General features: G+C 67.4%; 15 protein-coding genes. 3 read left to right on the top strand and 12 right to left on the bottom strand.

Features of this window, described 5'->3' with window-relative positions:
* Positions 1-131: 131 nt before the first annotated feature.
* Together NA12_RS31095 and fbaA are read right to left on the bottom strand one after the other, a co-directional pair.
* Positions 132-1250 (bottom strand): BTAD domain-containing putative transcriptional regulator, encoded by a 1119-nt coding sequence (locus tag NA12_RS31095; RefSeq protein WP_067459755.1) that lies wholly within the window; start codon positions 1248-1250, stop codon positions 132-134.
* A 30-nt stretch (positions 1251-1280) separates the two neighbouring features.
* Complete coding sequence (fbaA, locus tag NA12_RS31100; protein ID WP_067459758.1) at positions 1281-2318, bottom strand: class II fructose-bisphosphate aldolase; 1038 nt, start codon at positions 2316-2318, stop codon at positions 1281-1283.
* A 211-nt stretch (positions 2319-2529) separates the two neighbouring features.
* Between fbaA and NA12_RS31105 the strand changes: the two genes are divergently transcribed.
* Complete coding sequence (locus NA12_RS31105; RefSeq protein ID WP_067459852.1) at positions 2530-3186, top strand: DedA family protein; 657 nt, start codon at positions 2530-2532, stop codon at positions 3184-3186.
* A 33-nt stretch (positions 3187-3219) separates the two neighbouring features.
* On the top strand, positions 3220-3885 hold the full coding sequence (locus tag NA12_RS31110) for a DedA family protein (protein ID WP_067459761.1): 666 nt from the start codon (positions 3220-3222) through the stop codon (positions 3883-3885).
* A gap of 34 nt (positions 3886-3919) precedes the next feature.
* Here NA12_RS31110 and NA12_RS31115 read toward each other — a convergent pair whose 3' ends face one another.
* The 3 genes from NA12_RS31115 to NA12_RS31125 form a co-directional block, all read right to left on the bottom strand.
* Positions 3920-5011, bottom strand: a complete 1092-nt coding sequence (locus NA12_RS31115; RefSeq protein ID WP_067459855.1) for a glycoside hydrolase family 76 protein — start codon at positions 5009-5011, stop codon at positions 3920-3922.
* A gap of 131 nt (positions 5012-5142) precedes the next feature.
* A complete protein-coding gene (locus NA12_RS31120; protein WP_067459764.1) occupies positions 5143-5808 on the bottom strand; it encodes a TrmH family RNA methyltransferase in 666 nt (221 codons plus the stop codon).
* Positions 5809-5832: 24 nt separating this feature from the next.
* Complete coding sequence (locus NA12_RS31125) at positions 5833-6159, bottom strand: hypothetical protein (RefSeq protein WP_067459767.1); 327 nt, start codon at positions 6157-6159, stop codon at positions 5833-5835.
* 75 nt (positions 6160-6234) lie between these two features.
* On the opposite strand from NA12_RS31125, the gene NA12_RS31130 reads away from it, so the two are divergent.
* Entirely contained in the window at positions 6235-6681 is a 447-nt protein-coding gene (locus NA12_RS31130; RefSeq protein ID WP_067459771.1) for a hypothetical protein, read from the top strand.
* Here NA12_RS31130 and NA12_RS31135 read toward each other — a convergent pair.
* The 7 genes from NA12_RS31135 to NA12_RS31165 all read right to left on the bottom strand — a co-directional run bounded on the left by NA12_RS31135 (position 6665) and on the right by NA12_RS31165 (position 13099).
* On the bottom strand, positions 6665-7672 hold the full coding sequence (locus NA12_RS31135; protein WP_067459774.1) for an alpha/beta fold hydrolase: 1008 nt from the start codon (positions 7670-7672) through the stop codon (positions 6665-6667). The two genes, NA12_RS31130 and NA12_RS31135, sit on opposite strands and share 17 nt — an antisense overlap.
* Positions 7673-7848: 176 nt before the next feature.
* Positions 7849-8538 (bottom strand): lysoplasmalogenase family protein, encoded by a 690-nt coding sequence (locus NA12_RS31140; protein ID WP_067459777.1) that lies wholly within the window; start codon positions 8536-8538, stop codon positions 7849-7851.
* Position 8539: 1 nt separating this feature from the next.
* A complete protein-coding gene (locus NA12_RS31145; RefSeq protein ID WP_067459780.1) occupies positions 8540-9598 on the bottom strand; it encodes a beta-ketoacyl-ACP synthase 3 in 1059 nt (352 codons plus the stop codon).
* A gap of 69 nt (positions 9599-9667) precedes the next feature.
* On the bottom strand, positions 9668-10231 hold the full coding sequence (pyrE, locus tag NA12_RS31150; RefSeq protein WP_067459783.1) for an orotate phosphoribosyltransferase: 564 nt from the start codon (positions 10229-10231) through the stop codon (positions 9668-9670).
* 5 nt (positions 10232-10236) lie between these two features.
* The gene (locus tag NA12_RS31155; protein ID WP_067459785.1) at positions 10237-11043 is read right to left on the bottom strand and encodes an SDR family NAD(P)-dependent oxidoreductase; all 807 of its coding nucleotides are present in this window, start codon (positions 11041-11043) and stop codon (positions 10237-10239) included.
* 53 nt (positions 11044-11096) lie between these two features.
* The gene (locus NA12_RS34360) at positions 11097-12182 is read right to left on the bottom strand and encodes a TtfA family protein (RefSeq protein ID WP_243654763.1); all 1086 of its coding nucleotides are present in this window, start codon (positions 12180-12182) and stop codon (positions 11097-11099) included.
* Between the two features lie 107 nt (positions 12183-12289).
* Positions 12290-13099, bottom strand: coding sequence for a DUF5666 domain-containing protein (locus NA12_RS31165; RefSeq protein ID WP_067459791.1), 810 nt, complete (start codon positions 13097-13099; stop codon positions 12290-12292).
* Positions 13100-13120: the final 21 nt, after the last annotated feature.

Below are 13120 nucleotides of genomic sequence, written 5' to 3' on the forward strand. Positions count from 1 at the left end.
GTATACAGCCTGGGACTACCGAACCCCGATATCCCTTGCCCCAGGACAACCTCCCCGGGCAATCCCTTACCCCAGGACTCCCCCGTCCCGCGCCACCCCGTATCACCCCAGCCACCAGCTCCACCCCAGCCCTACTTCACAGCGATAAACACCAAAACCGTCCCCCCGATCCGAATCACATCCCCATCGGCCAACAACGCCCCATTATCAATCGGCACCTCATTGACGTAAACCCCATTGGCCGAGTGCAAATCCTTGATCAACAACCCAGCCCGGCTGGGCATGATGTGCGCGTGATACCGACTGGCCTTCGGATCATCGAGCACCAGTTCGTTATCCGTCATCCGCCCGATCCGAATCCCCCCGTGCGGAATCGGCAACGTCCGCCCATCCGCGAACCGCAGATTGCCGTTGCGAATCGACTGCGGCACCTCGGTCACCGTCTCGGTCATCGCCGCGGCCACCTGATCGGATCGCCTGGACGCCAACACATTCAACGGCTCCTGCCGCAGAACCTGACGCTCCAGTTCGATCAACGCGGCTCCGGGATCGATTCCCAGTTCCTCGGCCAGCACACCACGCACCCGCCGGCAAGCCTCCAACGCATCGGCCTGCCGCCCGGACAGGTACAGCGCGGTGATCAACTGACCCCACAGCGGCTCGCGCAGTGGATGCTCGTTGGTCATCGACACCAACTCGCCGATCACCGAAGAAGCTCGCCCGCAGGCGATTTCAGCGTCGACGCGGGCGGAGACAGCGAGTAGCCGCTCCTCGTTCATCGCGGTGGCGAACCCGTCGGCGAATTGCAATCCGGCCAGATCGGCCAGCGCCCGCCCGGTCCACTCCCGCAGTGCCGCGCCGAAGAGATTGGCGGCACCGGGGTGGTCCCCGACGTCCAGACACCGCGCGCCCGCTTCGCGTGCGCTCTCGAAACGTCCGAGATCGCATGCGGTATCGGGGATTTCGAGCCGATAGCCCGCACCCTCGGTCCGCAACACCTGCGCCGAATCGATCCCCGCGTTGCGCATCGCCTTGCGGATATTCGACACGAACACCTGCAGGCTGGCCGCGTAGGAATCCGGCGGATCCTCGTTCCAGACCATCTCGGCGAGCACAGCAGAAGACACCGCGCGCCGCCGGTTGACGGTGAGCGCGGCAAGGAGAGCGCGCGGCTTGGGCCCGCCGACCGCTACCGGCTCGCCGCCGACGAGCAGTCGTACGGGCCCGAGCACACGGACATCAAGACTCATGAGCTCGGGCCCCGTTGTTCGGTACGAAAATCAGGAACCGCTGACGGAGCGTCCGGCCGACTTCAGGTCGTTGCAGGCCTCCGTCACGCGCTCGGCCATCGAGGTCTCGGCCTTCTTCAGGTAGCTGCGCGGGTCGTAGACCTTCTTGTTGCCGACCTCACCGTCGATCTTCAGCACACCGTCGTAGTTGGCGAACATGTGACCGGCGATCGGGCGGGTGAAGGCGTACTGGGTGTCGGTGTCGACGTTCATCTTCACCACGCCGTAGCGCAGGGAGTCCTCGATCTCGGACTTCAGCGAGCCCGAACCACCGTGGAAGACGAAGTCGAACGGCTGCGCACCGGACTCGAGGCCCAGCTTCTCCGCGGCCACGCGCTGCCCCTCGGCCAGCACCTCGGGCTTGAGCACCACGTTGCCCGGCTTGTACACACCGTGCACGTTGCCGAAGGTGGCGGCCAGCAGGTACTGCCCGTTCTCGCCCGCGCCGAGTGCCTCGATGGTCTTCTGGAAGTCCTCGGGCGAGGTGTAGAGCTTGTCGTTGATCTCGGCCTCGACGCCGTCTTCCTCGCCGCCGACAACACCGATCTCGACCTCGAGAACGATCTTGGCCGACTGACAGGCCTTCAACAGTTCCTTGGCGATCTCGAGGTTCTCGTCGATCGGGATGGCCGAGCCGTCCCACATGTGCGACTGGAACAGCGGGTTCAGACCGTTGTTCACGCGCTCCTGCGAGATCGCGATCAGCGGACGCACATAGGTGTCCAGCTTGTCCTTGGGGCAGTGATCGGTGTGCAGCGCGATCGTCACGTCGTACTTCGCGGCGATGACGTGCGCGTACTCGGCCAGCGCCACCGCGCCGGTGACCATGTCCTTCACGCCGAGGCCGGAGGCGAATTCGGCGCCACCGGTGGAGAACTGGATGATGCCGTCACTGCCCGCGTCGGCGAAGCCCTTGATGGCGGCGTTGATCGTCTCCGACGACGTGCAGTTGATAGCCGGGAACGCGAACGAGTGCGCCTTGGCCCGGCCGAGCATCTCGGCGTAGACCTCCGGGGTCGCGATAGGCACAGCAGTGACCTCCGTCTTGTGGGGAGCAAAAACCAATTCTGTCAGGCCACACCCTAAATTAGGAAGGCGAACGCGAGATCACCCGGTGGCCGAGGTTCACCCGCAGGGCACTCATGTCACAGATCGGACCGGTACTCTGGGGGCCGTGACTTTGCTGGCGGTATCCGATGCGGTGACGACCAACCTTGCGTTGACGCAGTTGCTGGACCCGATGTATCTACTCCAGGAGACCTGGCTCGCGAACGCGGTACTGCCCGCCATCCTGGCGATTGTCTTCATCGAGACGGGTCTGCTGTTCCCGTTGCTGCCAGGTGACTCGCTGCTGTTCACCGGTGGCATGCTCGCCGCGCAACCGGGTTCGACCCTCTCGATCTGGGTCCTCGTACCGTTGGTGATTCTCACAGCGTTCCTCGGCGACCAGTGTGCGTATTGGATCGGCCGCAAGATCGGTCCGGCCATCTTCAACAAGGAAGACAGCCGCTTCTTCAAGAAGCATTACGTCACCGAGACGCACGAGTTCTTCGAGAAGCACGGCCCCAAGACCATCATCCTGGCCAGGTTCGTGCCGATCGTGCGCACGTTCATGCCGGTGCTGGCCGGTGTGTCGCAGATGAGCTACCGCAAGTACGTGGCGTTCGACATCGTCGGCGCGGTGCTGTGGGGTGGCGGCGTCACGATCCTGGGCTACTTCCTCGGCAATGTGCCCTTCATCCGCGATCACATCGAGGGAATCTTCCTGATGATCGTGTTCGTCTCGATCCTGCCCGCGATCATCACGGTCGGCAAGAAGGTGCTCGAGCGCCGCAACGCACCGGCTGTGCCGGCGCAGAGCGGTGAGCTGGCTGCTTCGACGAACGAGACTCACTGATCCGGCGTGACCGCTGTACCGTCGACCCTCGCTATGGGCAGCTTCGATCCGCTGATCTCGGCAGGCCCCGCTGTGGTCTGCACGGTGGTGCTGGTTTTCGTCTTTCTCGAATGCGCGTTCATCATCGGGCTGTTCCTGCCCGGTGATTCGATGCTGATCACCGCGGGCATCGTGCTCGCCTCGCACGCCAACGGCGAAGCGCAGGTCTGGGCGTTGTCGGTGGGCACGATGCTGTCCGCGATCGCGGGCAACCAGGTGGGTTATGTCGTCGGAGCGCGAACCGGGCATCGCCTGGTCGCGCGCAAGAACGGCCGATATATCAACACCAAGAATCTGGCCAAGGTCACCGGTCTGCTCGAACGGCACGGGTTTTTGGCGGTACTGGTGGCCCGTTGGATTCCGTGGGTGCGCACGCTGTGCCCGATGGTGGCGGGCGCGGCCGGGATGGACCATCGGCGCTACACCGTCGCCAGCACGCTCGGCGCGATCATCTGGGCGCCGGTGCTGTTGTTGATCGGGTACTACGCGGGCGAGTTCCTCGAGCAGGTCCCGTGGTTGATGCCCGCCGTGATCGGCACGCTGATCGTCGGTCTCGTCATCGGCACCATCCTCGGTATCCGGCACTATCGCCAGGAGATGGCGCAGCCGCTCGAGGAGTACGACCTCGAGCCGACCGTCGCGGTCGATTCCGAGCACTGAGTCGTCCGCGTACCGAGGCTGTCCGCGCGCTGCGCTACAGCCCGGCCGCGGTGACCTGGTAGGCCGCTTCCATCAACATCCAGCCGGACAACTGCACGGATAGGTCGCGTTCGGGCACCGCCGAGGCCGTCACCGAACCGCCCGCGGTGAATTTGCCCGCGCCCGTTGTGCCGCCCGGCAGCCTGGCCGGTTTGCTCCAGTCGAACCCGAACAGCGGCTCGCCTTCGAACTCGAGTCGATTGGCCCAGGCGGCGGTCGCCGAGGCTTTCACGATGGCCGCCGCGGTGCGCCGATCGGTTTCGACCTGCTTGTCCTCACCGGGCAGCATCAGGGCGACCACCGCGAGGTAGCGCGCCAGCACGCCGTTGAACAGGCCGCCGTCACCGCCGCCGCCGCCATTGATCACCCCGCGGGTGGTCATGTGTTCTTCCACCGCGGCCAGCAAGGCGCGCACCCTGTCGACGTGACGTTCGTCGTCGTCGGTGTGCACGGCCAGTTCCGCTTCCAGACCGAGCACGACGCCCTGGCAGTAACTGAACACCGGGCGTTCGATCTCGCCGGAGGGTAGGTGGATACCGTCGAGGATCAGACCGGATTCAGGGTCGCGCAGGGTGGCATCGAGCCAGTCGGCCATCTCTCGCGCGCGCTCGACCCGGCCAAGGCGTAAGAGCGCGATGCCCGCCGGACCATTGGCGGGGGCGTTGAAGAAGTCCGATTTGATCCGCCACGGAATGCCGCCGCCGACCTCGGGTTCCCAGGCGCTGTAGAGCTTCTGTTCGAGGGCGACCAGACCGCTGCGGGCGGAGGTGAGTTCCTGCGTGCGCTCGGCGCGTTCCAGGGCGATGGCCAGCCAGGCCATGTCGTCGTAGTAGCGGTTGGTCCAGCCGGTGAGGTTGCGCAGCCGGATGCCGCGCGCGATCGCGCCGATCCGCCTGCGGCGGGCCGGGGTGGGTACCCGATTGGCGGCATCGACCGCGACGTCGAGCAGATGGGCCTGCCACCAGTAGTGCCACCCGGCGAACGCCCGTTCGCGATTGGTCGCCGGCCAGCCGACGACACCCAATTCCGTTCCCGGAAAACCCCACAGCGTCCGCAGATGCCGCGAGATGATCGCGGACTCGGCCATATCGGCACGCTCGGACCACAGCGCCGGGGTCGGCACGGATCCGGCGCGATCAGAGGGCTGGGGGCGCCGGCCGCTGCGCGAGGTCATGAACACATGGTGCCAGGTGGTACCGACATTCCGTACCCATTCCGTTACCAGGCTACGGACAGGTCGGCGTGTTGGCGGATCCAGGCGTGCATGGCGATGCCCGCGGCGACGCCGGCGTTGATACTGCGGGTCGAACCGAACTGGGCGATCGAAACAGTCAGTGCCGCTGCGTCTTTCGCGTCTTCACTGACGCCGGGGCCCTCCTGGCCGAACAGCAGCAGGCAGTCGCGCGGCAGCTCGGCGGTCTCCAGTGGGACCGCGCCGGGCACATTGTCGACGGCGACCACCGTCAAACCCGCGCGCTCGGCGAACTCGCGCAGTTCGGCGAGATCGCTGTGGTGGACGAGGTGCTGGTAGCGATCGGTGACCATGGCGCCCCGACGATTCCAGCGCCGCCTACCGACGATATGCACCGCCGCGGCGGCGAAGGCGTTGGCGGTGCGAACCACGGTGCCGATATTGGCGTCGTGGCCGAAGTTCTCGATAGCCACGTGGAAGGGGAAGCGGCGGGCGTCGATGTCGGCGACGATCGCCTCACGAGTCCAGTAGCGGTAGGCGTCGACAACGTTGCGGCGGTCGCCCTCGGCCAGCAGGACAGGGTCGTAGCGCGCGTCGATGGGGACGGGGGTGTCGTATTCCTGCTCCCACGGGCCGAGGCCGTGCGGGTGCTCGCCCCACTCGGTCGGGCCCGCGACCTCTGCTTCATCCACCCGGCAATGCTAGGCGGGGGTCGGCTATGACGAGGAATCGGCCATCGCGCCGACGATCATCAGTACCACGGCGGCGCCGACGATCAGGACCATCGAGACCAGCAGGCACGTGCCGACGATGCCCAGAATGTAGCCGGCGTACACCTGCGTGCGGCCACCGATCCGACCGCCGGAACCGTCGATTTCGGCGAGCACCGAGCGACCCTTGAGCCAGGCGAACGGAGCGCAGAAGCTGCACAGCGACATACCGAGCACGCCGAGGACGAGGACCGTGGTGGCTTGCGGATGTTCGGGCGGCGGGCCGTAATAGGCCTGGGGATAGCCCTGGGGCCCGTTGTCCGGGTAACTCATGACCGAAGCGTAATCGCGACGGCCCGCGATCGCCGCTTATCCTGGAGGAACGGGATCTTTTCGGTGGTGAGCGTGATGGATCATGCGCGGGTATCGCGGGCGCTGGTCGGCGTCGTGGCGGGGTATCTGATCGTGCTCGCGGTGTGGTTGGGGTGGCTGGCTCCGCACGCGCCGCCGGGGACCGCGCCGTATCAGGTGATGATCATGGTGGGGCTGTTCGGCTCGGCGTGCGGGATCGCGATGGCGCTGGCATCGATGCCGACGCGGGCGGATCGACGGCTGCGCAAACACGGGCTGGAGGGGTGGGCGCGGATCGATGGTGTGCATCCGTTGAGCCGGACCGATCACGCGAGCGAACTGACCGAGTTCGATGTGGAGCTCACGGTGCCGGGCGCCGAGAGTTACCACGGGACGATCGTCGTGGATGTGATGCCGGTATACAAGGCGAGAATGGTTGTGGGAGAGACTGTTTCGATTCGGGTCGACCCGCTGGACCGCGATCGGATCATCCTGGTGCTGTGAGCGCGGGTGCGTCCGTGGGCCCGGGTGCTTCCGTGGGCGCGGGCTCGACCGACGGCACGGGCGCGTTCGACGGCGACGGCAGGCCGACGATCGGGCGGCCACGACGGAGAGTGCGCTGCCAGCGAAGGGGGTCGAAGACGGCCGGCTCGGTCTCTTCGATGAAGGAGCGGATCAGTTCGACGAAGCGGGGCGGGTCGAAGTGGTGCGGGAAATGGCCCGCGCCGACGAAGATTTCGATGCGACTGCCGGGAAAGGCTCGGTGGGCGCGATCGGAGTGACCCGACGGGATGACGGTGTCACGGGTGCCGCCGACGACCAGCGTCGGGAGGTGGGCGGCGAGGTAGCCGCGGTCGAGCATGGTGATGGTCTGGCCACGACGGTCGGCAGCGGCGCGAATGGTGCGCAGGAAGGCGTTGCGAGCGCCCGCGTCGGAGAGGTGGCCGTAGAGGCTGAGCACGTATTCGGCGTCGGGACCGAGGCCGAGGCCACCTGCCGCCGTCACCACCGGGATCGCGGCGCGCACGGCGGTGCGGACCGGCCACCACGTGATCGCCTTCAAGGCTGGGCCCGCACCCGCCAGCGTCGCGAGCCGGAAAGCGGGATGCACGCCCGCGCCCATCCCCGCCGGGCACACCAGCGCGATCCGCTCCACCTTCTCGGGGAACTGGTAGGCGAACTGCATGGCTACCCCGCCGCCGAGCGAGTGCCCGACGAGGGTGACCCGTTCGATCCCGAGGATGCTGAGCAGATCGCGCATGCCATTGGCGTAGGCCGCCACGGCGTAGTCGCCACGCGGTTTATCCGAATCACCGTGGCCGAGCAGGTCGGGCGCGATCACGGTGTAATGCTCGGCCAGCGCGTCGAAGACCGGTGCCCAGGTCAGGGAGCTGTCGGTGATGCCGTGGATGAGCAGCAGCGGCGGACCGGTTCCGGCCATCCGGAACGCCCGGCGATACCCGTGCACCTCGATGAACTGCGCTTCCCCACTCATCTCCGAAGCGTGCGCTCGAGGTGTTGCGCCCGGACGACACCCGCGTTAGCGCCATGTGACACCGAGCGCTGTTCCGCCTCCCCCGCGACTTCGGGCGACGGTTGGGCATTGACGCCTGGCGGTCTGATCAGGTCGAGTCCGCCCGCACCCGACGGATTACCCGAATGCCGGCGACATCAGCGGTCGCGATGCCCGACCGGCTCCGTGAGCAGGTATTGCGCGCCGGCGTAGGTAGCCAAAATGACTCCTTCGGCGAGCCGGCGCGTGCGGTCGTCGCGGGCGAAGAGGCGGCGCACGACGATCAGCGCGTCCGAGATCGTGAACAGCAGCGCCCCGACGCCGTAGCGGCTGCGGGGGTCCGCGTTCGGAATGTTGAGGCCCGCGATGTTCTTCGCGTCCGGGGCGAGACCCGGGTCCGAAGCCAGGGTCGCGGCCGTACCCAAAGTCGCGCCGTAGGCGGTGAGCGGGACGACGAGGTTCGGGGCCTTGGCGCGCAGCAAGCCTGCCGCGCCGACCCAGGCCACCACTCGCGGGAGGGCGATCTCGGGGCGTGGCCGGGCACCGCGCTTCCACCACAGCAGCGAGTAGCCGGTCTGCATGATCGCGAAGGACGACGCGCCCGCGATGAGGCGACGGTCGTCGTCGGGGTCGAGCAACAGCACATCGCCGACCGTCGCCGCCGCCAGCGAGCCGAGCACGAGACGACGTTCGGCCGGATCGAGCGCGACGCCGCTGGTCACCGTGTCGGCGGCGAGCAGCGGCATCAGCAGTGGCTTGGCGACCCCTTGCAGGCGGTCGCGGCCGGTGACGGCACCGAACACGGTGACCGCCGCCGCCGCGAGGTAAGCCACGCGCAGCCCTCGCATATCAGAAGCTCGGTTCCTTCGGCGCGGGCGGCAGGGTCACTACCTGGCCCGCGTAACTCAGACCCGCGCCGAACCCGAGCAGCAACGCGAGCTGACCGCCCTTCGCCTTGCCGGTAACCAGCATTTCCTCGATCGCCAGTGGCACCGAGGCGGCGGAGGTGTTGCCGGTGTTCTCGATATCGTTGGCGATCGGGACGCTCTCGGCCAGGCCGAGGTTCTTCTTCATCAACTCGTTGATCCGGGCGTTGGCCTGGTGCGGAATGAACACCTCGATGTCATCCTTGGCCACGCCGGAGAACTCGAGCGCCGCCGAGAGCGCGCGCGGCAGGGTGACCGCGGCCCACCGGAAGACCTTCGGGCCCTCCATGTGCAGCGACATCCGGCCGACGGCCTCGACCGCCGGATCGGTGCCCTGCAGCGCCTGCGCCTTGTTCATGTACGCCAGGAAGTCGACGTCCTGGGCGATGGCCTCGGCGTTCTCGCCGTCGCTGCCCCAGACCGTCGGGGAGATCCCGTTGTCCTCAGCGGGACCGACGACGACAGCGCCCGCGCCGTCACCGAAGATCATCGCGGTACCGCGGTCGGTGGGGTCGAGGCCGACGGTCATCGTCTCGGCGCCGATCACCAGCACGTAGTCGAACGAACCGGCACGGATGAGGTCGGCCGCGACCCCGAGCCCGTAACAGAAGCCACCGCACCCGGACGTTAAATCGAAGGCGGCGACACCGTTGAGCCCGAGGTCGAACGCCACCGAGGGGGCGCCGTGCGGGGTGAGCTTGAGCCAGCTCGAGGTGCACAGGATGACCGCGCCGATCTTGCTTCGATCGATCGGGGTATTGGTCAGCGCGCGCTCACCCGCGGCCACGGAGATCGACCGGATCGTCTCGTCGCCGCTGATCCAGCGCCGGTTGTGGATACCGGTGCGCTCGAAGATCCAGTCCGGCGTCGAGTCGAGGGTCTCGCACACTTCGGCGTTGGTGACGATGCGCTGCGGACGGTAGGCACCGATCCCGAGCATCGCAACGTTGTCGCGACCTTTGTTTACTGCAATGCTCACCACAGGTGACTCACACGTCCTTCAGACTGTCCGGACAGACCACATCGTCGTCCGGGTTCGGCGATGTTCAGGCTATCCCAGGGCAAGATCGTCGAGGCCGAGGATGGATCGATATTCCAGCCCTTCCTCGGCAATCACCTGGTCAGCGCCGGTTTCCCGGTCGACGACAGTGGCAACGCCGACCACGATCGCGCCCGCCTCGCGCAATGCGCGAACCGCGGTGAGCGGCGAGTTGCCGGTGGTGGTGGTGTCCTCGACGACGAGCACGCGCTTGCCGACGATGTTGGGGCCCTCGATCTGGCGCTGCATGCCGTGTGCCTTGGCCGCCTTGCGGACCACGAACGCGTCGATCGGGCGGCCCGGCGCGTGCATCACGGCCATCGCGACCGGATCGGCGCCCATGGTGAGTCCGCCGACAGCGTCGAAGTCCCAGTCGGTGACGAGCTCGCGCAGCAGCGTTCCGATCAGCGGCCCCGCCTGGTGGTGCAGGGTGGCGCGGCGTAGGTCGACGTAGTAGTCGGCCTCCTTGCCCGAGGACAGCGTCACCTTGCCGTGCACGACCGCGAGCTCGCGCACGAGGGCGGCCAGCTGGTCGCGATCGGCCTCCGTGAGCGCCTGACGTGCTTGGTCGATCATCTAAGTCATGTCCTTCCGCGTGCGTTGAAGAGTCCGCGATTCATGCGGGCCACCAGAGTGCGCGGGATGAAGCCCGCGACCGCGGTGAGCACCTTGTACTGCACGCCGGGCACGCTGATCACCCGGCCGGAGTCCAGATCCTGCAGGCACCCGTCGACGACCTGATCGACGTCGAGCCACAGGCGCTCGGGCAGTGAACCCATCTCGATGCCCGCGCGCTCGTGGAACTCGGTGTGCACGAATCCGGGGCACAGCGCTTGGACGCGGACACCGGTGCCCACCAATCCACCCGCCAAACCCTCCGTGAAGGATACGACGTAGGCCTTGGAGGCCGAGTAGGTCGACCCCCGTCCGGGGATCAACCCGGCCACACTCGCCACATTCACGATCGAACCCGCGCCCGCCGCGACCATCGACGGCAGGGCCGCCCTGGTGAGTTGCAGGACAGCGGTGACGTTGACATCGAGCTGGGCCTGTAGCTGCGCGGGCTCCAGCGTCCAGAACTCGCCGGAATGCGCGAAACCCGCGTTGTTGACCAGGAATTCGATGCCGCGCGCGGCACGGGCCGCGACGCGAGCGCGATCGGCGTCATCGGCCAGGTCGGCCACGAGGACTTCGGTCGACGTGGCGAAACGACGGGTCAATTCATCGGCGAGTTCGCGTAGTCGTTCCGCGTTTCTGGCGACGAGGACCAGGTCGTAGCCGAGGGCGGCGAGACGATGGGCGAAGCCCTGCCCGATGCCGGATGTCGGTCCGGTGATCATCGCGACGGGACGGTGTGCGCCGGGCAGGCGCAGAGGGGTATCAGACATCGCTGGTCGATTCCGGTCGACGGAGTGCCGCGACGACTACCGCGGCAGGTAGATCACTTCGGAACAGGGCCCTGGTAGGGGCGGAAACCGGGGTGGAACGGTCCACCCGGCTGACCCGATTCCGCGTCGTCGAGCGGTGGCTCGGTGCGGGGACGCGGCTCGGGAACAACGGCCAGCGACGGGCGCTTCGGCGGTTCGCCGAGCGGGCGACGGCCCGGGGCGGGCTGGTCCTCGAATTCTGGGTCGTCGAGATCGGGGTCGTAGTCGGCGGGCAGCGTGGGGGCGCGGCCGCCGATCGGGGCACGATCGGCGTCGCGAGCCGTGGCGCCACGGGCCGCGACGGGCCCGTTCTCGGAGAAACGGGCCGCCGCGCCGCGCGGGGCGTAGGGCTCGTCCTCGGAATCGAGTTCGTCGGGGCCGGGGAAACGCGCGCGGCCGTGCTCTTCCGCGTCGCTGTATTCACTACGGCCTGCGGCGAATTCGCGAGCGTCGTCCTCTTCGTCGTACTCGGGGCGGAAACCGGGCGCGAGATTGGCGCTCGAGCGCGGCCGAGTGAACTCGTTCGGCTCGGCCACCGGGGGCAGCACGTGCAGCAGGCCGGACAGGCGGAGCACCACGTCGATGGCGGTCTCCCAGTCCTTGGATCCGCTGCCGACGGGGAGCATGCCGAGGGTCCAGTTGCCCTCGCTCCACAGCATCTGCACGGTGTCGGACAGCGACTCGATGAAGCCGACCATCCGCTGATCCACCGCGTGACGCGCGATCTCGGGATCGGTGGCGAACACGACCCGGTCGCCGATCGCGCCGAGCAGTTCCAGATCGTGGTCCTTCGGCGGGGCTGCGGTCTTGAGCCGCATGTCCACATCGATCTCGGAGCCGATCTGGCGTCGCACAGCCACCAGTGTCGCGGCGTCCTCGAGGTCGAAGAGCACGAACTTCTCGCCCTTGCGGATGCCGGAGACCACGTCGACCGCCGAGAGGTAGCCGAGCTTGGCCAGCGCGCCACGGCGCCACGTCGAGGCGAGCGCAGGCTCCACCGACACGTAGGTGTAGCCCTGGGACTTCGCCCACACCTGTCTCGCGTGTCCGGTGCGTTGCCGCTGGACCCGATCGAAATACAGCAGGACTATCGCACCCACGAGTGCGATCGCTGCTAACCCGAACCACATAGCCGTCATCGTCGCCTAGCCTATCCAGCCGTCGCCGTGATTGCCCGGTAGCACCGGGGATTCGTCGCGCGGGTCGCTCATCGGGGGCCGCCCGGCAACGCCGTACTGATAATGATCTTGGCGTGGATCGACCCGTCTGGGTTCTTGTCGCCCTGCACCATAACCATGTCCCCGACGGGAAGCTCGCTCGCCTTCGTGCTGGTCAGCGAAATCACCTGGGTGGCATCGTCGATCAGCACCCGCACATCGGATCCGCCGAGGGTACTCATGGTGATCTCGGTGCCGGTATTGGCGGTGATACTGCCCATGCTGGCGCCGAGATCTTCGCCGCCGAGACCGGGCAGGCCGGGGAGCCCGCTCGCGCTCGGCGGGGAGCCCGGAGTGGTTTGTCGCGGTGTCGGCGGGACGAGCAGTTGGCTGGTCGTCGCAGGCGAGGCGGTGTTGTCACCCGAGTCGTTGCCGCTCAGCACGAGACCGGCGAGCACGCCGCCGACCGCGATCAACGCGAGCACTCCCAGACCGAGAGCGAACCACAAACCGAAGTGGCGTTTGGGTGGTTCGCCCTGGTCGCCGTCCTGCGGACGCGGTGGATAACCCGGCGGCGGCGCGCCGGGATAGCCCTGGCCGTAGCCGGGTGGCGCCTGGTAGCCCTGGTCGTACCCGGGCGGCGCCTGCTGTGGCGGGGGTTGAGCCGCGGGGTAGCCACTCTCGTAGGCACCCCATTGCGCGTCGTGCGGCGGCAACGCCTGTGTCGGGTTCGACGGTTGACCCCACTCGTCGAACGAATTGCCTCCGTACGGCGTGGTCGAGTCGGTGCCCGGCGAACCCAGCCGTTCGGTCGGCGAATCCTCCGGGCGTTGCCCCCACGGATCGTTCGGGTTCGTCATGCGCTCCAGGGTAGGACAGCC

The organism is Nocardia alba NBRC 108234 (genome assembly GCF_001612665.1).
In the GTDB taxonomy this organism is placed as follows: domain Bacteria; phylum Actinomycetota; class Actinomycetes; order Mycobacteriales; family Mycobacteriaceae; genus Nocardia; species Nocardia alba.